Genomic DNA, 21,734 nt, shown 5'->3' with positions numbered 1-21,734 from the left:
TAGTTCCTCTCTAATGTGCAATCTTGACTATTATTTCTCATCGTAACAAAATTTATTAAATTTAAATTTTGTTACCGAAATATCTAACCTTTACAGAAATGACAAGATTGTGTGAATTGTTTGCAGAATTTCCAGTGTGATTTCTCGTTCCTCGAAATTGACAAACTAACCGAGATACACCCTTATGAAACCGAGTGCCCTAGCCCAGATTGCAGTGAAAAGCCCGGAACCGCAAACCCTTATTTTTCTTGCCAGAAAACAGCGACCAACGGAAGCTCGTTTTATGGCTTAGAAAAATAAGGGTTTGCGGTGAGGACTTGAAACGGAAAGCTGGATTAGCTCCTGAAAAAACAGCAAGGGAAAATTGTCCATCACATAGCGTACATTCTCCATGTTCTAAAATCTGTAATCGTCGCAACTTTGTAATGTCAAAAGACAACAACAAATAACAACTTTAAAAATTAAATACAATGGCACGATTAACAGCATTAAACCCAGAAGAAGTTACAGGAAAAACTAAAGATTTATTCAACGCAGTTCAAGCAAAATTAGGCGTTGTTCCAAACATGATGAGAACAATGGGAAATTCTCCGGCAGTTCTTGAAGGATATTTGAACTTAAGCGGTGCATTAAGCCACGGAAAATTAAGTGCAAAAACAGGTGAATTGATCGCATTGGCAGTTTCAGAAAGCAACTCTTGTGATTACTGTTTAGCAGCGCATACATTTATTGGAGAAAAATTAGTTAAAGCAGATCCAGCAGTTTTACACGCAGCAAGAACAGGAAACTCTACAGATGCTAAAACCGAAGCAATTTTACAATTGGCCAAAACCTTAATCAGCAAAGGTGGTTTAGTAAACGATGAAGATGTAAACAAAGCAAAAACCGCAGGAGTTTCTGATGCTGAAATTGCAGAAACTATTGGCCATGTAGCTTTGAATGTTCTAACCAACTACTTTAACAACGTAGCAAATACAGAAATTGACTTTCCAGCAGTTTCTAACTTAGAATTACACAACTAATACAAACAAAAAACAAGCTATAGAGATAGTTGTGAATTCATTTCATGACTATCTTTATATTTTTAAAAATGAAACCGAATATGAGCTCTCAAAATGTTTTCACTTTAATAAATCCGCAGAATGGGAATTTGGCTTTTAAAATTCTTCCTTTTGAAGACAATAGCTATTTTGACCATTTACAGCGAAACAATTATTATTCTTTGATTTGGGTGACCAAAGGAAAAGGGAAAGTAAAAGCTGATTTTGCAGAACATCATTTTGAAGAAAACTCACTCCTCGCCTTTTCGCCTTATCAGCCTTTTATGCTTTGCGTAAGTGAACCAATTGAAGGAATCGCGATTCATTTTCATCCTGATTTTTATTGCATTCACATGCATCAAAAGGAGGTTTCTTGCAATGGCGTTTTATTCAATAATATTTATCAGCCACCGTATGTTCAGGTTACAGAACAGGCTTCGCAGACTTTTAAAATGGTGATTGACCAAATGAAAAACGAAATTCAAAATGCAGAATTGGCGCAATATGAATTGCTTATTTCGTATTTAAAGATCTTTTTAATCACAGCTTCAAGATTAAAAACAGAACAATTGGAAGAAATGAAATCGGTTCCAGATTCAAAAGAGCCTATTATTCTTCAAAATTTAAAAGACGCGATTGAACTGAATTTCAAAACCAAACATTCGGCAGGTAATTATGCTGATTTATTGAATATTTCTCCAAAAGCATTGGCAAAATTATCTAAGAATTATTTCAACAAAACCTTAACCGATTTAATTTCGGAAAGAATTATTATAGAAGCCAAAAGAGAATTATACATGACCAACAAAACGGTTAAAGAAATCGCCTATGAATTAGGTTATGATGACGAACATTATTTCAGCCGTTTCTTTAAAACCAATGCCGATGTTTCGCCTCAAATCTATCGTGAAACGGTAGGATTTGGAAAAATGGAAGCTTAGTTTAGAGTTTTCAGTTTTCAGTCACAATTTTCAGTAATTATTAGGTCTGAAAACTGTGACTATTTATTCTTCGCTTCAATCCATTTTGACATATACATGGTGCTTTTATAGGCGTGATGCTGGAGCAGATTTCCCATAAAATTATGAAGACGATGACTTTCGGAATCTATTAAAAGAGAATTTATCAATGAAGTTAATTTATCTGAATAAGTGTTTTTTTGATAACACTCATTAATGATTGCAATTCCATTTTTTTGAGATTCTTTCCAGAGATTTTCATCTTGATAAAGTTCGATTGCTTTTTTTGCAAAAACTTCGGGATTATCTTCAATGAAACCATTCCAAGTTAAATCTAAATGCATAGCTTCTGAACCAACTGAAGTTGTAACACTTGGCGTTCCACATTGCATGGCTTCTAATAATTTTCCTTTTAAGCCTGCACCAAAACGGATCGGCGCCAAAACAATTCTTGATTTTTTTACAATTTCATTAGCATCTTCAGCCCTTCCCATAATATAAAAACCATTTTTAGGATGATGCAATTGTAATACTTTTTGTGATGGATATGCGCCGTAAACTTCTAAAACTGCTTCTGGAAAATCATTTTTTATAAATGGCCAAATTGCCTCTTTTAAATATTGAACCGTATTCCAATTTGGTTCGTGAAGAAAATTTCCGATGAAGACAAAGTTCTTACGATCTTCAAAAGAAGGCAGTTTCAGCAATTCTTCTTCATTCATTTCTTCAACCAAAAAAGGAAGATAAAAAAGCAAATCTTGATTAATTTTGAAAACATCTTTCAGAATATTCATTTCAAACTCAGAAATAATCAAAGACAAATCACATCTTAAAATACTGGCGATTTCTCGTTTTGCAACTTCTTCAGATAACAAATCGACAAGCTCAAAAGTTCGTTTTTCCTTAAAAGCATTTTGTCTTGCTGTTCGCAGACAATGTAAATCTTCGGTATCTAAAATCCGGATTGCTTTTGGGCAGTTTTCAATCACTCTCCATCCAAATTGTTCTTCAATCATAAATCGGTCAAACAAGACAACACCTGGACTTAATTCTTTTATAAAATCATCAAAACTGGAAGAATTGAGTTCGACACTTCTTTTTATTACTCCAAATTCAGATAAATCAACCATAAAATCGCTGTCCTGAGCCGCGCTTGCAAATGTGATTTCAAATCCATTTTCTTTGAAAATAGAAATCAATTGCATCATTCTTCCGCCTGCTGCAGAAGACTTTGGCTCGGGCCAGACAAACCCAATAATTAAAAGTTTTTTAATCTGATTCATAATATTTGTTTCATATTACAAAATAATGCTTTTTTCCGCGGATTTGCACCCAATTTCCCAAGAATCGGTTCCAAAAAAACACTAATTTTGTAGGAACATTTTTTTTAAGGATTATGCTAGGATTAAAGTTAGCGACAGACCCACGTTGGGTAAATATAGTCGAATCAAATATCGAAGAAATTTTAACGGATCACGCCTGGTGCGAACAAAAAGCGGCTTCAAATGCAATCAGCATTGTTACTTACAACTCTGAATTAGAGGAATTAGTAACTGAAATGCTTGAAATTGCCAGAGAAGAGCTAGAGCATTTTCAGATGGTTCACAACATTATAAAACAACGCGGACTTACATTAGGGCGTGAGCGAAAAGACCATTATGTAAATGAACTTTTCAAATTCATGAAGAAGGACGGAAGCCGAAGAGATGCGCTTTGTGACCGATTATTATTTTCGGCAATGATTGAAGCCAGAAGCTGTGAGCGTTTTAAAGTACTTTCAGAAAATATTAAAGATGAGGAATTGGCAAAATTCTACAGAGATTTAATGATTTCTGAAGCTGGACATTATACCACCTTTTTAGGATTCGCCAGAAAATATCAAGATAATATCGACATTGACAAACGCTGGAAAGAATGGATTGAATATGAAGGTTCCATAATTACCAATTACGGAAAAAGCGAAACTGTACATGGGTAATTTTTTCTGAATATTTTCTAAAAACAAATACCATAATTTGATATGACTACAAGTAAAAAGAAATCCATAGTATTGAAAATCCTTAAATATCTTGGAATAACCTTTGTTGTTATTATAGGATTATTGTTTTTAACGCCAATTATTTTTGCGGATAAAATTAAAGAACAGATTAAAAAAACAGCAAATGAAAAGCTTAGCGCGGAATTAAACTATTCTGATGTTTCGGTTTCATTTTTTCATCATTTCCCTTCGCTTACGCTAACTTTAAGTGATTTAAACCTTAACGGATCTGCTCCGTATACTAAAGAAAAATTCATTACAGCAAAGGAAGTTTCTTTTGGAATAAATGTTGCCAGTCTGGTTTTTAGTAAAACGGTAAAAATTGACCAAATCTACTTATCCAATTCTTTTATCAATGTAAAAGTAAATGAGAAAGGTGAGGCAAATTATAATATTTACAAATCCTCAAAACCTTCAGATCCTCAAGACAGCACGGAAACTGCTTTAAAATTAGAGCGAATTGAAATTTTAAATAGCAAAATAATTTATGACGATCAGTCAACTAAAGTTCATTTTGATGCTTTTGGCTTTAATTATTTAGGCAAAGGTGACCTGAATAAATCGGTATTTGATTTGTATTCGAAAGCTAAAATCGAAAAATTAAATATTGTTTACGAAAATGAACCTTATTTAATGAACAAAAAGGTCGACGCCGATTTGATCACTAAAGTAAATGTCAATTCGTTATCTTTTTTCTTCCAGCAAAACAACTTAAAAATCAATCAGCTTTTAGTCGATTTTAAAGGAAAATTTGACTTTTTGAAAGATGGCTATAATATGGATTTTGTAATAAAATCAAATAATAGCAAACTGTATGACGTTTTTACTGCTCTTCCTCCAAAATATATTACATGGCTCTCTAAAGCAGAATTGAAAGGAAACACCAATCTTCTTCTGACTTTAAAAGGTGATTATATTGCTTCACAAAATATTGCTCCGGAACTTGATCTTGATGTAAAAATCGACAGCGGATTTGTGAATTACAACAAAAGTGCTTTTCCGGTTTCCAACCTTAATTTAGATGTTAAAACTAAAGTCCCGAATTTAAATCCAGACCTAGTAGATGTTGATGCAAAAAATCTATCATTAAACATTAATAAAGATTATTTAAAATCTAAATTTCACGTAACCGGAGTAAATACTCCAGTTGTTGATGCCGATTTAAAAGCTAAAATCGATCTTGGAAAATTAATGACAGCTCTTGGAATTTCAAATGTTGTATTGAAAGGAAATCTTGACGGAGATGCTGTAGTAAATGGTAAATTCGATCAAAAAAACAGGCTTTTCCCAAAAACAAAAGGAACAATTAATCTGGAAAACGGTTATTTAAAAACGCCTTATTATCCAAATCCAATTACAAATATCACTATTAAATCAAATATTGATAACCAAAAAGGAACGTATGACGATTTGAAGGTAAAACTAAAACCAGCGCAATTTACTTTTGAAGGAAAACCTGTTTTTGTAGAAGCAGATTTAAGCAATTTTGATGATTTGACTTATGACATAAAAGCCAAAGGAGAACTAGATGTGAACAAAATCTATAAAGTTTTTTCTCAAAAAGGTCTTGATTTAGATGGCTTCGTAAAAGCTGATGTTGTTTTAAAAGGAAAACAAAGCGATGCCGAAAAAGGAAACTACAGCAAATTGCACAATAAAGGAACGCTTGAACTGCGAAACATTGGTATTACATCAGAATATCTGCCTAAAAAATTCATTATAAAAGAAGGAATTTTTAAAATCAATCAGGATAAAATGTATTTCAATAACTTCTTGGCCTCTTACGGAAAATCTGATTTTACAATGAATGGCTATTTGCAGAATGTTTTTAACTATGCAACTACAAATACAGGAGTCTTAAAAGGTTCATTCAAATCCTCATCAAGATATATTAATGTTGATGAATTTATGTCCGAAACGACAGCCGGAACTTCTGTAACAGAAAACTCAGCTCCAAAACCAGAAGAAAAAACAGAAAATACACAAAGTGGCGTTATAATTATTCCAACAAATTTGAATTTGAATTTTACAGCTAATGCTCAAAAAGTAAATTTCGATAAATTGAATCTGCAAAATGCGACTGGAAATTTAAGCATGAAAAATGGCAAACTGACGATGCAAAATACAGGTTTTGACTTAATAGGTTGCAAAGTAACAATGAATGCTAATTATCAAGCAGTTACACCTAAAAAAGCTAATTTTGATTATGCCATCAAGGCAACCGATTTTGACATCAAAAGAGCTTATAATGAAGTCGAAGTTTTCAGAAAAATGGCCAGCGCCGCAGAAAAAGCGCAAGGGATTGTTTCTTTGGATTACCAATTAAAGGGCCGTTTAAATGCCAATATGGAACCTGTTTACCCATCATTAACCGGCGGAGGAACACTTTCAGTAAAAGATGTAAAAGTGCGAGGCCTTAAAATGTTCACAGCTGTAAGCAAGGAAACCAATTCGGAATCAATGAAAAATCCTGACCTTTCTAAAGTTGACATTAAAACCACGATCAAAAATAATATTATGACAGTGGAACGTTTTAAATTTAAATTTGCCGGTTTCCGACCAAGAATTGAAGGCACAACAAGCTTAGACGGAAAACTCAACCTAAAAATGCGTTTAGGACTTCCTCCATTAGGCATCTTCGGAATTCCGCTTACCGTTACGGGAACGCAGGACAATCCGAAAATAAAGGTTGGAAAGAAAACTCAGGATTTGGAGGAAACTAAAGATACTGAGGAGTAAAAATTTTAAAACTCCATTTTTTAAATTCCAAATTCCAATTTGAAAATACTTCGTGAACCTTTGTCAAAATTTAAAGTTTTGACAAAGGTTTTTTTATTTTCAAACACTCAGCGCAATCTTGTCATCCTGACGGAGGAAGGATCGCAAGAGCATAATAACAATTGATTTAGCGCGTGAGATTGCTTCGTTCCTCGCAATAAATAAAAACAAAAAACCCATTCATTTCAGAACGGGTTTTTTATAAAAAGTAATCTATGATTATTATGCCTCGAAAGGAATAACAGATACATAAGATTTATTATCTCTTTTCTTTTGGAACTTAACAACTCCAGCTACTCTTGCGTGTAGTGTGTGATCTTTACTGATGTAAACATTTTCACCTGGATTGTGTTTAGAACCTCTTTGTCTTACGATGATGTTACCAGCAATAGCAGCTTGACCACCATAAATCTTAACGCCTAGACGTTTTGATTCTGATTCTCTACCATTCTTCGAACTACCGACACCTTTCTTGTGAGCCATGACGTATAAGTTTAAATATTGTTATTATTCTTTAGTAGTCTCTTTTTTTGCTTTTGGAGCTGCTTTTTTTGCTTTTGGAGCTTCTACTTCTTCAGTAGCTGCTTCTTCTGCTACAACTGCTTTTTTAGCTGCTGCTTTTTTAGTTCCTCCTGCTGCAGTAATACCTTCAATTACAATTTGAGTAAGATATTGTCTGTGACCATTTCTTTTTTTGTATCCTTTTCTTCTTTTCTTTTTGAAAACGATAACTTTATCACCTTTTAAGTGTTGTAACACTTTAGCTTCTACTGAAGCACCTTCTATAGCTGGGGCGCCTAAAGTTACATTTCCATTATCATCTAACAAAAGAACTTTGTCAAAAGAAACTTTTGAACCTTCTTCGTTAGCTAAACGGTGAACATAAACCTTTAAGTCTTTGCTTACTTTAAATTGTTGCCCTGCTATCTCTACGATTGCATACATATCAAATTGATTTATTGATTTTTAAGGTTGCAAATATACAACTAATAATTTACTACGCAATCTCTAAATGCAAAAATATTATTTTCATGTTTAACTGCTGTTTTCCAAGTCTTTTAAACAATTTCAAATTTAAAAATATAAGTAATTTTCTGTTAATTATAAATGATAAATGCATAAATCTTCAAATACTACGCAAAAAAGACTATTTTTGAAGTAACTATAATCAACTTTTAGCTACCTATTTATTTTAGGTATCATAAATTTATTAATCTTATATGAAAAATTCGATAATGATGTTAAGTGCTGCACTAATGCTTGGCGGAGTAGCTCATGCTCAAAAGGTGGCTTTTGAAGAATATAATTTGGATAACGGAATGCACGTAATTCTGCATAACGACCCATCTGCTCCTGTGGTTATTACTTCTGTTATGTATCATGTGGGCTCAAAAGACGAGCGTCCAGACCGAACTGGTTTTGCGCATTTCTTCGAACATTTATTATTTGAAGGCACTCAAAACATAAAACGCGGTGAATGGATGAAAATCGTTACGGCAAATGGAGGTGTCAACAATGCCAATACTTCTGACGACAGAACCTATTATTATGAAGTTTTCCCTTCAAATAACCTAGAATTAGGTTTATGGATGGAGTCTGAAAGATTAATGCATCCTATTATTAATAAAATTGGGGTTGATACGCAAAATGAAGTTGTAAAAGAAGAAAAAAGAATGCGCTACGACAATCAACCTTATGGAAATATTCTTCCTGAGGTTAAAAAGAACATTTTCAAGAATCACCCGTATCGCTGGACAACTATTGGATCTATGAAAGATTTGGATGCCGCAACTCTTGAAGAATTTCAGGCGTTCAATAAAAAATTCTACACTCCAAACAATGCCGTTTTGGTGGTTGCAGGAGATTTTGACAAAACGAAAGCTAAAGAATGGGTTCAGAAATATTTCGGACCAATTCCAAAAGGCGAAGTATTAAAAAAACAGACTTTTACAGAAGAACCAATAACACAAACTATAAAAGCAACTTACGAAGATCCAAATATCCAAATTCCGATGGTTGTTGCAGCATACAGAACGCCCTCAATGAAAACCAGAGACGCGAGAGTTTTAGATTTAATTTCTTCGTATTTGAGTGACGGAAAAAGCTCTAAACTTTACAAAAAAATAGTTGACGACAAAAAAATGGCACTTCAAATTGGAGCAGTTGGTTTTAGTCAAGAAGATTATGGAACATATATTTTATACGGTTTACCAATGGCACCAAACACAACAGCAGACATTTTAAAAGAAATGGATGAAGAAATCGTAAAAATCCAAACTGACTTGATTTCTGAGAAAGATTACGAAAAATTACAGAATAAATTCGATAATAATTTTGTGAACGCCAATTCAAGCGTAGAAGGAATTGCAGAAAATCTTGCTTCTTATTACTTGCTTTATGGAGATGTAAATTTGATCAATACTGAAATTGATATTTACCATTCTATTACCAGAGAAGAAATCAGAGAAGTTGCGAAAAAATACTTAAATCCCAACCAACGCTTAATTTTAGATTACATTCCAACTGCAAAATCTCAAAACTAAGAAGTATCGAATCATGAAAAAAATATATCCTTTTTTAATCCTTTTTTTCCTAACAGGAATTATGACAGCACAAGATCGTCCACAACCAAAACCAGGAAACGCCCCAGTAGTCAACATTAAAAAGCCACAAACTTTTGTGTTGGCAAACGGCATGAAAGTTTTAGTTGTCGAAAACCATAAATTACCAAAAGTTAGCTTTAACTTAACATTAGACAATGCTCCTTTTACCGAAGGAAACAAAAAAGGTGTTGATGATTTGACGAGTAGCTTAATTGGAAACGGAACCAAAAAAACAACTAAAGAAGCTTTTAACGAAGAAATTGATTTTTATGGCGCAAACATCAATTTCACTTCGCAAGGCGCTTTTGCAAGCTCGCTTTCTAAATATTCTGGACGTGTTTTAGAACTTTTGGCAGAAGGGGCTTTGCAGCCAAATTTCACTCAAACTGAATTTGACAAAGAAAAAGCTAAACTACTTGAAGGCTTAAAAGCTGAAGAAAAAAGCGTTCCTGCAATAGCAAATCGTGTCGTTGATGTTTTGGCTTTTGGCAAAAATCATCCATCGGGAGAATATCTTTCTGAAGAAACAGTAAAAAATGTAACGCTTGCAGATGTTCAAGCAAACTACAACACGTATTTTGTTCCTGAAAATGCTTATTTAGTGATTATCGGAGACGTAAAATTCAAAGATGTAAAACCGGCCGTTGAGAAACTTTTTGGCGGATGGAAAAAACAAGCGGCTCCAAAAAACACGTATCCAAATCCAGAAAATGCATCTAAGCTTCAAATTGATTTTGTAGATGTTCCAAATGCCGTTCAGTCTGAAATTTCATTGGTAAATACCGTGAATTTAAGAATGGGTGATCCTGATTTTTTCCCTGCAGTAATTGCAAATCAAATTTTAGGAGGCGATTTCAACAGTTACCTTAACATGAATTTGCGTGAACAACATGCATGGACATATGGCGCAAACTCAAGCATTGGAAGTGGAAAATATGTAACAAAATTCAAAGCATCATCTGCAGTTCGAAACACGGTTACAGATAGTGCAGTTGTACAATTTATCAAAGAAATCAAAAGAATCAGAACAGAAAAAGTCTCTGATGATGTTTTGAAAAATGTAAAAGCTGGATATATTGGACGTTTTGTAATGCAGGTTGAAAAACCTCAGGCTGTTGCACGTTACGCCTTGAATATTGAAACAGAAAAACTTCCTGCTGATTTCTACGAAAAATACATTCAAACAATAAACAATGTAACTGCTGACGATATTTACCGTGTAGCAAACAAATATTTCCTTCTTGACAATATGCGAATTGTTATTGCAGGAAAAGGATCTGACGTGATTGCCGGCTTAGAAAAAACTCAAATTCCGATTTATTATTTCGATAAATACGGAAATCCAGTTGAAAAACCGGCAACTAAAAAAGATGCGCCTTCAAATGTTACAGCGCAAACAGTTTTTCAAAATTACATCAAAGCAATTGGTGGTGAAAAAGCTGTTACTGCAGTGAAAACACTTTACATGAACGGAAGCACGACGGTACCACAAGCTCCTACTCCATTAACTTTCACATCAAAATTAGATTCAAAAGGAAAAATGATGGTTTCTCTTTCTATGGGAACTATGAACTTGATGAAACAAGTTGTGAACGAAAAAGGCGCTTATGTTGAACAACAAGGCCAACGTAAAAATCTTGAAGGTGATGACCTAAAAGACATGAAAGCTAATGCGGCTCCATTTGAGGAATTACAATTGGCAAAAAGAACTGACTTGAAAGTTGACAGCATCGAACCAATCAACGGAAGTGATGCTTATGCGATTAAAGACGGCAAAATAACCTATTTTTATGATATTAAATCTGGCTTAAAAGTAGCAGAATCTAAAGTTCGTGAACAAGGCGGAAAATCGGTTACTCAAATCACCAATTTTAATGATTACAAAGAAGTAAAAGGCGTGAAGGTTCCTTTCAATTTAATTCAGAATGTCGGTTTTGAATTGGACATTAAAATGTCTGATATCAAAATAAACGAAGGCGTTTCTGATGCAGATTTTCTTTAAAGAAAGATGCTAAGGTACTAAGTTGCTAAGACTTCTTTCTTACAAGCTTTGTCAAAGTTCAAAACTTTGACAAAGCTTTTTTTTATTCAGTCATTGTAAAATTTCTAAATTTCCTAAAAAGCATTTTTTCTTGGAATCTGTAAATAACCCAAAACCATAAAATAACAAAAGGAATTAAAAAGATGCTCAATAATGGTATTTTTTCACCATTCAAAAACGAACCAACAAGTATAAGTAATGGAATAATAGCAATAAAATAGAGTTCTATTCTAAGTTTAGCAATCAAATCGATTTTGGTTTTTCCATTTTTTAATTCTTTCAGCTTTCCAAAACCTTTTATTCCTTCAAAATATTTAGAATTAGAATTGAGAATAAAAGTTCCTAATGAGATTTTTGAGAGAATTTTAAAATCATTTTCAGAAATCCATTCAAGTCTAAATTTTTGCTCTGTTGAAACTTCAATTTTTTCTTTTAACTCCGCGATTGAACCATTGAATTCTATCGATTCCTTCAAAAGTAATTTTTCAATTAACTCTTTCATTATTTTTTTGCTGATAAATAAACCCCAATCAAAATTACAAACGCTCCAAAAAACTGAATTGGCGTTAAAAATTCATGATCCAATAATCCCCAGAAGAAAGCGACTATCGGAATCAAATATGTCACTGATGTTGCAAACACTGGAGAAGACATTTGGATTAATTTAAAGAATAGGATATTTGCAATTCCGGTTCCTAAAACACCTAGAATCATAACAAAAAGTATAGAATGCTGCGTTTCTGCCAAATGTATTTTAGCATTAATATCGGTCGTGCTCAAAATAATCAAAGCAGGCAAAAATAAGACCGCAAAATTTCCCGTGGTTATACTAACCGAATTAAGATCGTGCAAATATTTCTTGATTAAATTCACATTGATTGCATAACTCAAAGTCGCAATAACAACCAACAAAACATAGATATAGTTTTGAGTGCCACTCGTCGAGTCGCCATTCAAAACCAAAAGCAAACAACCCACAAGACCAACAAAAACCCCTAAAACTTGTCTTTTTTGAAATTGAATTCCAAATGCTATAATTCCCAAAATCAATGTATTTAATGGCGTGAGGGAATTCAGAATGGCAACAATTGAACTATTGACCTGAGTTTCTGCAATAGCAAAAAGATAAGCGGGCATGAAAGTCCCGAAAAGCGAAGTGATGGCAACAAATTTCCACTGACTACGGGAGATTTTTTTTAGGCTTTTAAATCCAACAATCAACAAAAAAAACGCTGCGAAAATAATTCGGAAGGAACCAACTTGAACCGCAGTTAGACCAACTAATCCTTTTTTTATTAGAATAAAGGAACTTCCCCAAATTAGGGAAAGAATCACTAAGTAAATCCACTTTAACTGTTTTGTTTCCATACATTGCATTTTACTGCAAATTTGTAATTATTTTACGAACTAAACACTTGGTTTTTATTAATTTTGCAACAAACATATTGACAATTTAAAATCATGCATATGAAATTCACTAAAATAATAGCATCATTAGCCATCACTGGTTTGGTGTTCGTTGGTTGTAAAAAAGAAGAAGATAAAAATTTGGCTAACATAAAACCTTTAGAAACAACAAAAGAACATAAAGCAATCCCCGCTGAAAATGTACAGACAGCAAGTTTTGAAATCGAAGGAATGACTTGCGCAATGGGATGTGCCAAAACTATTGAAAAAGAATTATCAAATCTGGATGGAGTTGAAAAAGCAACGGTAGATTTTGATAAAAAAACGGCAACCGTAACTTTTGACAAAACCATTCAAAACGAAAATTCTTTAACAACAGTAGTTCAAAAAACTGGAGACGGAAAAACATATAAGGTTTCAAATTTTAAATCTTAAATTCGAAATTTAATACTAAAAAAAAGGCGTTCAAATTTGAACGCCTTTTTTTTAGTATTTCCACTTCAAAGTCTCCATCAACCGCTGCATATCGTTTTTAATATAACTTGCCGCTGGCATAACTGAGTCAAAATTAGGTTTAGCATAGAAATAAACCGAACCTGTTATAAAGTGTTTTGTGCTATCTGTAACGTAAAATTGAGAATTTGTAGCAGCATTTCCATCTACTTGATAAAACATTCCGTAAACCTTTTTTTCAGGGTTTAAATACGGTTGTTCTAAAATATCATCGGCTTTGATTACATGCTCGTAAGTAAGTTTTTGAGCATCTTTTAAAAGCTTATTGATATCTCCATGAACCGGTTTATAAGTCAGATAAATTGTGGCTTTCATTTTTGGATACGTAATCGCAAATCCACAATCTTTTTCGCCTTTAATAACCGCCGCTTCATTCATATCAAAAGCAAACGGACAAGTATTTTCAAAATGAACATATTTTGCTTCGGGATAATCTAAACGCAGAAAACTTGCCGGTTTTGGCAATACGTCATCTTTACAGCTTACTAAAGTTAGAGTCAGTAAAATTACCGCTGTTGAAATTATCTTTTTTAACATTTTAATCTATCGTTACTTTTATTTGTTTTACACGCTTTTTGTCAACTGTTTCTATTGTAAAAACGCAATTTTCAAAAGCTATTTTTTGATCTTTTTTCGGGAAATTCCCCAAGATTTCTAGAATAAATCCGGCTAATGTTTCAGCTTCGCCTTTGTGCGCGTCAAAAACATCTTCATCAACATCTACAATTCTGTAAAAATCTTTCAGGTTTATTTTCCCTTCAAAAAGAAAATTCTTTTCATCAATCTGTGAGAAATTCAAATTCTCATCGTCGAACTCATCACTGATATCCCCAACTATTTCTTCAATAACATCTTCTAAAGAAACCAATCCAGAAGTTCCGCCATATTCATCAACGACAATTGCCAAATGGCTTTTAAGGCCTTGGAAATCCTTTAATAAATTATCCAATTTTTTATTCTCCGGAACAAAAAACGCTTCTCGCATTAAGGCAGTCCAATCAAATTCCTCCTTATCAATATGAGGCAATAAATCTTTCACGAACAAAACGCCTTCAATTTGATCGATATTGTCTCTATAAATCGGAATTCTCGAAAAACCACTTTCAATAATTTTCGGATAAATTTCTGCAAATGTTTCTGAAATTTCTAAAGCAAAAATATCAATCCTCGGACTCATAACTTGCTTCGTATCTGTATTTCCAAAAGAAACAATTCCCTCCAGAATTTTCTGTTCTTCTGTCGATGTGCCTTCAGAATCTGTAAGTTCTAACGCCTGTGAAATTTGATTGATTGAAAAACTATTTTTCTGTTTCCCTAATTTTCGCTGCAAATATAAGGTAACACTGCGCATTGGCAAACTTATTGGCGAAAGTAATTTATCTAAAAAAGCAATAGGGTAAGCAACACGTTTCGCAAATTTTATATTGTTTCGGCTCGCATAAACTTTCGGCAAAACTTCTGCAAAAAGCAAAATCAGAAAAGTAACCAGAACAACTTCTAAAAAGAACTTAAAAGCTGGCGAAGCAATACGAGAAAAGATATTTCGTCCAATAAAAGAAAACAAAATAACAACTCCGATATTCAAGAAATTATTAGCAACTAAAAGCGTTGCAAGCAATTTTTTAGGCTTATCCAAAAGATTGGAAATGATTTTTCCTTTAGAAAGGTTTTCATTCAAGGCTTCGTCGATATCTTTTTGAGACAAAGAAAAAAGAGCAACTTCGGCACCTGAAACGATCGCCGATAAAAACAGCAAAATGAATATTCCGACAAAACCAATTATTAAATTGATGTCTAAAGTGGTAGATAAAAACAAACTGGGCTCTGGGTCCAAATTAAAAAAGATTAGTTAAACAATCAAAAAGGCAAGTCGTTTATAGGCAAGCCTTCATTAGACGCATCAAAGGTAGTATTTTTTGCTGATTCCTGCTCTTGATTTTGCTTATGATTTCCGGTTTCTTTTTTGGTAGTCAAGAAAGTAAACTCGGTCACCTGGATTTCCGTAGTATATTTTGTGGTGCCATCTTCTGCTTGCCATTGGCGCGATTTAATTCGGCCTTCGACATAAATTTTATCTCCTTTAGATAAATATTTCTCGCAAATTTCGGCGGCTTTATTACGCACAACTAGATTATGCCACTCCGTTGAAGTTATTTTTTCATTGGTCGTTTTATTGATATAAACTTCATTTGTAGCCAATTGAAACCGTCCTATGCAGTTTCCCCCATCAAAATAATGCATTTTTACATCATCACCTAAATGGCCAATTAGCATCACCTTATTTAATGTTCCGTTCATAGTTTTTGGTAGTATTTCTCCCAAAGATACATTTTTTTAGCAATTTATTTCTTGCTTTTCAATAAAATTATAAATCACAATCGGAAAAGGAAAACTTTTTAACTCACTGTATTTCAAACCATTCCCTATTTTATCATTAATCTTGACCTTCCAGAACTGTATATGCAAGTGTTGATGCGAAAGTTTGTGTACAACAGTAGTTTCTGCGCATTCCTCTATACCTATAATAGTATAGGACGGAAAAACATTCTTTTGCACCGCTTTTGAAATCACTTCGAAACCCACAATTTCATCCGTTTCAAAAAGAGGAAATTCATATAAATTGTGCCAAATTCCTTTAGCTGTTCTTTTCTGTATCAATGTATTTCCTAAAGCATCTTCTAGAACCAAATAATTAAAGTAACGATTTGTCACTTTTGTCTTTTTAAGCTTTACTGGCAAATCAGCCACTTTCTTCTTTTGCAGTGCAGCACAACTTTGGCTAAAATCGCAAGCCATACAATTAGGACTCTTCGGCACACATTGTAAAGCACCAAACTCCATTATCGCTTGATTGAAAATTGCTGGATTGTCTTTTGGCATTAATTCAAAAGCCAGTTCGGCAAATTCTTTTTTAGTCGCCGGCAATGCTATATCTGACTCTATATCAAAATAACGAGAAAGCACTCTGAAAACATTTCCATCAACAACAGGAACAGCTTCATTGTACGAAAAAGAAGCAATTGCCGCAGCTGTATATTCACCAACTCCTTTTAATTTTAACAGACCCTTATAGTTTTCAGGAAAAATGCCATTGAGCTCATTTGCCACATATTGAGCCGTTTTATGCAAATTTCGAGCACGAGAATAGTATCCTAATCCCTGCCAAAGTTTCAAAACTTGCTCTTCTGAGGCATTTGCCAAATCAAATACAGTAGGAAATTCCTTCGTAAATGCAAAAAAATAAGGCATTCCTTGCGCAACTCGAGTCTGTTGCAACATAATTTCTGAGAGCCAAATTAGGTACGGATCGACCGTTTTACGCCAAGGCAAATCGCGTTTGTTTTGTAAATACCAATTTATCAATACGTTATGAAAATCCATTTAAAAATACTTAGAAAACAAAAGTAAATGTTTATGTAATTAAAATTTAACGATTTAGCTTGATTAATTATTTTTTTAATTCCTATATTTGCAAACTCAAAAAAATAGTACATCATTTATAAAATAAAATAGGAAAGAAAATGACGAAAGCAGATATCGTAGCGAAAATTTCAGAGAAATTAGGTCTTGAAAAAGGAGATGTTCAAGCAACAGTAGAAACTTTTATGGAAGAAGTTAAAACTTCATTGGAAACTGGAGACAACGTTTACCTAAGAGGTTTCGGAAGCTTTATCGTTAAAACAAGAGCTGAGAAGACTGGTAGAAATATTTCTAAGAACACTACAATCAAAATTCCAGCACACAACATCCCTGCGTTTAAACCTGCAAAAGTTTTTGTAGAAGGAGTAAAAACGAACAACGAAGCAAAATAATACTATTAATTAACATAAAATCTGACACGATATGCCAAGTGGTAAAAAAAGAAAGAGACATAAGGTAGCTACTCACAAACGTAAAAAAAGAGCGAGAGCTAACCGTCACAAAAAGAAAAAGTAGTTTTAAACTACTTTTTTCTTTTTAAACGTTCATTGAAATTGAAAAAAGATGAAAGAGAAAAGAAAATAGAATATAGACCAGCAAAAGTCTATTCTCTTTACTCTATTCTCTACCAATCTTCTTTTCACCGGGTTAATACCTGTTAAAAATATTGTTTAATCCATCTGTAGATAAGATTTTAGATTTTAGATCGAGGATTTTAGATTTTTTTTGAATCTATTTTCTATACTCTATTTTCTATTTTCTGAAAAAACAGATAAAAATTTACAGTGTGAATAAAGAATTAATCATTAGATCTAGTTCTGAAGCAGTAGATTTTGCCTTATTAAAAGATGGAAAACTAATTGAATTACACAAAGAAGAAGAAAAAAGCAACTTTCAGGTTGGTGATATTTTTATTGCCAAAATCAGAAAACCAGTTGCCGGACTTAATGCTGCTTTTGTAAATGTAGGCTTCGAAAAAGATGCCTTTTTACATTATCACGATTTGGGTCCAAATCTAGCTTCCCAGCTGAAATTCATAAAACTTGTAAGCGCAGGTAAATTAAAAGATTTCTCCCTAAAAACCTTTCAGTTTGAGAAAGAGATTGACAAAGATGGCATCATTACTGATATTTTAAGTGCCAATCAATCTGTCTTAGTTCAAGTAGTTAAAGAACCTATATCAACCAAAGGCCCAAGAATAAGTGCTGAGCTTTCTCTTGCCGGAAGATTTATCGTTCTAGTTCCTTTTTCTGATCGCGTTTCTATTTCTCAAAAAATAGAAGACAAAAAAGAAAAGGATCGTCTAAAAAAACTTGTTCTATCGATCAAACCTAAAGGATTTGGTGTTATTGTTCGTACAGTAGCCGAAGGCAAAAACGTAGCCGAATTAGAAAAAGATTTGCAGAACCTGCTTGGCAGATGGTCTGCAATGTGTAAAAAATTACCAACTGCTCATCATCCATCAAAAGTATTAGGAGAGCTTAACAGAGCTTCTTCAATATTAAGAGATGTATTTAACGATACCTTCAGTGGTATCCAAATAGATGATGAAGAGTTGTACCATCAAACGAAGGAATATCTGCAAGAAATTGCACCTTCAAAACAATCGATTGTCAAGTTTTATCAATCAAATGACACTCCGATTTTCGAGAAATACAATATAGAGAGACAAATCAAAACTTCATTTGGCCGAACTGTTTCCATGAGCAAAGGTGCTTATCTTATCATAGAACATACTGAAGCACTTCACGTTATAGACGTAAACAGCGGAAACCGTTCAAACAAAGCAACCAATCAGGAAGATACTGCCATGGAAGTTAATATGATTGCCGCAGCAGAAATCGCAAGACAATTACGTCTTCGTGATATGGGCGGAATTATAGTTGTTGATTTTATCGATATGTCTAATCCTGAAAACAGGAAAGTTTTGTTCGACTTCTTGCGAGAAGAAATGAGCGACGATAAAGCAAAGCATAAAATATTACCGCCAAGTAAATTTGGACTTGTCCAGATTACAAGACAGCGCGTAAGACCAGAAGTTAATATTAAAACCAGAGAAGAAGATCCTGATAAAATTAATGGCGAAATTGAAGCGCCAATATTAATAATTGACAAGATCGCCGCTGATTTAGAAAGACTTTTAAAAACCCACAATAAAGTTGTGCTAAACACACATCCGTTTGTGGCTGCATACCTCAGCAAAGGTTTTCCATCATTACGTTCAAAATGGTTTTTTGAACATAAAAAGTGGGTGAAAATCATACCTCGTGACGCTTACACGTACTTAGAATACCATTTCTATGATAAAAAAGGAAATGTTATTTCAGAATAAAAAAACAAAAACCGCCTTTCGTGAGATTGGCGGTTTTTTTTATGGCTTTTTTTCGCCACGAATTTCACGAATTTCACGAATTAATTTGTGTTAATTGGTGTAATTCTTGGCAAAAACTATTCTCGAACTATTTCAATTTTACGCCTAATTTCATTTCCAGAAGCGTCTACAACGGTAATGTAATGTATTCCAGTTGTTGGCGTGATTGGCAATTCATGAAAAGTTTTCGTCGTAGCTTTATACACATCATCAACATACCAAAATAATTCCTTATCCCTTTCAGAATACGCTACTTTTAAAATAACAGGCTGAACGTTACTGTTGAAATCTTTTGTTAAGTAAATTTTACTATTTGCTTTGGGATAAATAAAATCCATTGTGGTGGTTTGCGTTCCTTCGCAACCTTCTTTGAAAGGTGGCAATGGCAAATATTCAATATGCTGGCTTTTGTAATACCAAGCCATAACTGGAGGCAAAACAAACCAATTTTTAGTCACAATATTCTCAACGCTTTCACAACTGCTGTTTACCTGAAACTGCTCTGTTTTATCTAAATGAATCGTTTTATGGAACGGACAAACTTTTGTTGATTTTCCTTTTTTAGGAACCCATTGTTTAATTTTAGGACAATTGTCTTTTGCCAGATAACCACTTAATCCGCAAACCTCAACTTCAGCTAAATCTTTGTAAGGCGTATCAAACCATCTTTGTCTAGGAAGTAAATTAAAAACATCAAATAAAATTGGTGCGGCGCTGGTAACTCCCGTCAAAGTTGGGCGTCCCTCGCCTGTTGCGTTTCCAACCCAAACACCAACTACATATCTTGAATTAGTACCAATTGCCCAAGCATCTCTATTCCCAAAACTTGTTCCTGTTTTCCATGCAATCTTTAAAGAGCTGTCATAAAACTTCCAAGCCTCATCTCCTTCGGGCCTATTTACCTCTTCCATTGCATTATACGTTAACCAAATTGATCCTGCACCCAAAATATTCTTTTGATCTGTTTCTGAACCAAAATCGGGCTTAAAATCGTTTTTATAATTCAGCTCAGTAAATTCGTTAGTTCTATATTCCCCTTTATTTTTCGTATAATAATTGACTGTAGAAGAAAGATTCGCATACGTTCGACACAAATCCCACAGATTACTTTCGGCACCGCCTAAAATAAGAGAAAGACCATAATGGTCGGGTGTTTTATTAATGTTCTTTAATTTGAACTTCTGCAATTCTTCATAAAATTTGTTTACACCAAAATCCTGCAACATTAAAACTGCCGGAATATTCAACGAACGCGATAATGCGCGGTGTGCCGGAACTGCTCCATCAAAAGTCAGATTAAAGTTTTGTGGCGTATAACCCGAAATTTGTGTTGGAATATCAGCAACTAAAGTGTTAGGTAATAATTCGCCATCATCGAGCATCGCTCCATACAAAAGTGGTTTTAAAATACTTCCCGTACTTCTTGGCGCATCGATAATATCTACATCTTTTTGGTGATCTGAATCAGCTGGAGAGTTTCCAACATAACTCATTACGTTTCTGCTCTGAACATCAATTACCAAAATGGCCATATTATGCACTTCATTCTGTTTATACTGATTGTAATAGTATCGTGCAATTTGATTGACACGATTTTGTAAAGCATAATCAATAGTAGTTTTTACTCTTGTTCCTTCTTCATTTTTTGCCACTCTCTGCAGTAAATGAGGTGCTATTTGAGGAAGATCGTATGGTTTTTGAGGCAATGGCTCTTCTATTGACAGTTCGTATGTTTGCTTGTCGATTATACCTTCCTGATGCAGTTTTAATAAAAGTCGGTTTCTTTTGTTTAAAAGCTTAATCTGATTTTTCCCTGGATAAATTAAACTTGGTGCATTTGGCAAAACTGCTAAAACTGCATTTTCTGCCCATGAAAGCTGATTCGAATGAACTCCAAAATAACGCCACGAAGCCATTTCCAATCCTACTACGTTTCCTCCAAATGGCGCATGCGCTGCGTACATTTCGAGAATTTCGTTTTTAGAATAACCTAGCTCTAATCTTGTTGCGAGAATAATTTCGATAATTTTCTCGAAATAGGTTCTGTTTTTTCCTTTTCGGGATAATCGAATTACTTGTTGCGTCAGCGTACTTCCACCTCGAACCACTTTTCCAGCTTTTCTATTTTGTTTAAAAGCATTTATCATCGCACCTGGATTGAAGCCTAGATGTTTGTAGAAATACTCATCTTCAAAATAAACAATGCATTTCTTGAACTTATCCGGAACACTGTCTTGTGCCGGAAAACGCCATTGTCCGTCACGTGCAATTTTAGCTCCAAGCAATTCTCCTTCTTTACTTTCTATTACGGTTGAATAAGGCTCTTTGAATAAGGTTCGCGGTATCGAAAAATAGTAAATCAGCAAGAGCAGAAATGCAATTGCTGATTTTATTTTGTTTCTTTTGATCCAGTTTATGATGCGTTGGAAGAACGCTTTAAGTTTATTTTTCAATGTAATAATTATTTAACCGCAAAGGCGCTAAGTAAAAATGCTAAGTTCGCTAAGTTTTTCTCTCGCAGATTTCGCAGATTAGGCAGATTTATTTTTATCTGCTTGATCTGC

At 33.8% G+C, this 21,734-nt stretch carries 19 protein-coding genes; 9 read left to right on the top strand and 10 right to left on the bottom strand.

Going from position 1 to position 21,734, the window contains the following annotated elements; genetic code table 11:
* The first annotated feature begins 470 nt into the window (after positions 1–470).
* Together H600_RS0109590 and H600_RS0109585 are read left to right on the top strand one after the other, a co-directional pair.
* A complete protein-coding gene (locus H600_RS0109590; protein ID WP_026728582.1) occupies positions 471–1,022 on the top strand; it encodes a carboxymuconolactone decarboxylase family protein in 552 nt (183 codons plus the stop codon).
* A gap of 68 nt (positions 1,023–1,090) precedes the next feature.
* Positions 1,091–1,981 carry a helix-turn-helix domain-containing protein gene (locus H600_RS0109585; RefSeq protein WP_245176549.1) on the top strand — a complete coding sequence of 297 codons (891 nt, stop codon included), beginning with the start codon at positions 1,091–1,093 and terminating at the stop codon, positions 1,979–1,981.
* Positions 1,982–2,040: 59 nt separating this feature from the next.
* Here the strand turns inward: H600_RS0109585 and H600_RS0109580 are convergent, their stop codons facing one another.
* Positions 2,041–3,282: a glycosyltransferase family 4 protein gene (locus tag H600_RS0109580; RefSeq protein ID WP_026728580.1), complete on the bottom strand. Its 1,242-nt coding sequence runs from the start codon at positions 3,280–3,282 to the stop codon at positions 2,041–2,043.
* Positions 3,283–3,395: 113 nt separating this feature from the next.
* Here H600_RS0109580 and H600_RS0109575 point away from each other — a divergent pair, with 113 nt between their 5' ends.
* Both H600_RS0109575 and H600_RS0109570 read left to right on the top strand, forming a co-directional pair.
* Entirely contained in the window at positions 3,396–3,977 is a 582-nt protein-coding gene (locus tag H600_RS0109575; protein ID WP_026728579.1) for a MiaE family protein, read from the top strand.
* A gap of 42 nt (positions 3,978–4,019) precedes the next feature.
* The gene (locus H600_RS0109570) at positions 4,020–6,776 is read left to right on the top strand and encodes an AsmA family protein (RefSeq protein ID WP_026728578.1); all 2,757 of its coding nucleotides are present in this window, start codon (positions 4,020–4,022) and stop codon (positions 6,774–6,776) included.
* Positions 6,777–7,037: 261 nt separating this feature from the next.
* Here H600_RS0109570 and rpmA read toward each other — a convergent pair whose 3' ends face one another.
* Positions 7,038–7,298 (bottom strand): 50S ribosomal protein L27, encoded by a 261-nt coding sequence (rpmA, locus tag H600_RS0109565; protein ID WP_026728577.1) that lies wholly within the window; start codon positions 7,296–7,298, stop codon positions 7,038–7,040.
* A gap of 24 nt (positions 7,299–7,322) precedes the next feature.
* Positions 7,323–7,760 carry a 50S ribosomal protein L21 gene (gene rplU, locus H600_RS0109560; protein WP_026728576.1) on the bottom strand — a complete coding sequence of 146 codons (438 nt, stop codon included), beginning with the start codon at positions 7,758–7,760 and terminating at the stop codon, positions 7,323–7,325.
* Positions 7,761–8,035: 275 nt separating this feature from the next.
* Here rplU and H600_RS0109555 point away from each other — a divergent pair, with 275 nt between their 5' ends.
* Together H600_RS0109555 and H600_RS0109550 are read left to right on the top strand one after the other, a co-directional pair.
* Positions 8,036–9,358, top strand: coding sequence for a M16 family metallopeptidase (locus tag H600_RS0109555; protein ID WP_026728575.1), 1,323 nt, complete (start codon positions 8,036–8,038; stop codon positions 9,356–9,358).
* 13 nt (positions 9,359–9,371) lie between these two features.
* Complete coding sequence (locus H600_RS0109550) at positions 9,372–11,420, top strand: insulinase family protein (protein ID WP_026728574.1); 2,049 nt, start codon at positions 9,372–9,374, stop codon at positions 11,418–11,420.
* Positions 11,421–11,502: 82 nt separating this feature from the next.
* Here H600_RS0109550 and H600_RS0109545 read toward each other — a convergent pair whose 3' ends face one another.
* Both H600_RS0109545 and H600_RS0109540 read right to left on the bottom strand, forming a co-directional pair.
* A complete protein-coding gene (locus H600_RS0109545; RefSeq protein ID WP_026728573.1) occupies positions 11,503–11,961 on the bottom strand; it encodes a hypothetical protein in 459 nt (152 codons plus the stop codon).
* Complete coding sequence (locus H600_RS0109540; protein ID WP_026728572.1) at positions 11,961–12,827, bottom strand: DMT family transporter; 867 nt, start codon at positions 12,825–12,827, stop codon at positions 11,961–11,963. The genes H600_RS0109545 and H600_RS0109540 overlap by 1 nt, the downstream gene beginning before the upstream one ends.
* 99 nt (positions 12,828–12,926) lie before the next feature.
* On the opposite strand from H600_RS0109540, the gene H600_RS0109535 reads away from it, so the two are divergent.
* Complete coding sequence (locus H600_RS0109535; protein ID WP_026728571.1) at positions 12,927–13,301, top strand: heavy-metal-associated domain-containing protein; 375 nt, start codon at positions 12,927–12,929, stop codon at positions 13,299–13,301.
* A 51-nt stretch (positions 13,302–13,352) separates the two neighbouring features.
* On the opposite strand, the gene gldD is transcribed toward H600_RS0109535, so the two are convergent.
* Genes gldD through mutY form a run of 4 tightly spaced genes read right to left on the bottom strand, consistent with a single transcriptional unit; the run spans position 13,353 to position 16,760 of the window.
* Complete coding sequence (gldD, locus tag H600_RS0109530; protein ID WP_026728570.1) at positions 13,353–13,916, bottom strand: gliding motility lipoprotein GldD; 564 nt, start codon at positions 13,914–13,916, stop codon at positions 13,353–13,355.
* Position 13,917: 1 nt separating this feature from the next.
* Positions 13,918–15,213, bottom strand: coding sequence for a gliding motility-associated protein GldE (locus tag H600_RS0109525; RefSeq protein WP_026728569.1), 1,296 nt, complete (start codon positions 15,211–15,213; stop codon positions 13,918–13,920).
* Between the two features lie 23 nt (positions 15,214–15,236).
* A complete protein-coding gene (locus tag H600_RS0109520; protein WP_026728568.1) occupies positions 15,237–15,677 on the bottom strand; it encodes a single-stranded DNA-binding protein in 441 nt (146 codons plus the stop codon).
* Positions 15,678–15,713: 36 nt separating this feature from the next.
* The gene (mutY, locus tag H600_RS0109515) at positions 15,714–16,760 is read right to left on the bottom strand and encodes an A/G-specific adenine glycosylase (protein WP_026728567.1); all 1,047 of its coding nucleotides are present in this window, start codon (positions 16,758–16,760) and stop codon (positions 15,714–15,716) included.
* A gap of 140 nt (positions 16,761–16,900) precedes the next feature.
* Between mutY and H600_RS0109510 the strand changes: the two genes are divergently transcribed.
* Together H600_RS0109510 and H600_RS0109505 are read left to right on the top strand one after the other, a co-directional pair.
* Positions 16,901–17,191, top strand: a complete 291-nt coding sequence (locus H600_RS0109510; RefSeq protein WP_007805026.1) for an HU family DNA-binding protein — start codon at positions 16,901–16,903, stop codon at positions 17,189–17,191.
* 395 nt (positions 17,192–17,586) lie between these two features.
* Positions 17,587–19,131: an Rne/Rng family ribonuclease gene (locus H600_RS0109505; protein ID WP_026728566.1), complete on the top strand. Its 1,545-nt coding sequence runs from the start codon at positions 17,587–17,589 to the stop codon at positions 19,129–19,131.
* Positions 19,132–19,247: 116 nt separating this feature from the next.
* Here the strand turns inward: H600_RS0109505 and pbpC are convergent, their stop codons facing one another.
* Positions 19,248–21,623 carry a penicillin-binding protein 1C gene (gene pbpC / locus H600_RS0109500; RefSeq protein WP_026728565.1) on the bottom strand — a complete coding sequence of 792 codons (2,376 nt, stop codon included), beginning with the start codon at positions 21,621–21,623 and terminating at the stop codon, positions 19,248–19,250.
* Between the last annotated feature and the right edge of the window lie 111 nt (positions 21,624–21,734).

Origin of the sequence: Flavobacterium denitrificans DSM 15936, from assembly GCF_000425445.1 — a bacterium.
Taxonomy (GTDB): Bacteria; Bacteroidota; Bacteroidia; order Flavobacteriales; family Flavobacteriaceae; genus Flavobacterium; species Flavobacterium denitrificans.
This window is presented reverse-complemented; position numbering and strand designations above follow the sequence as displayed.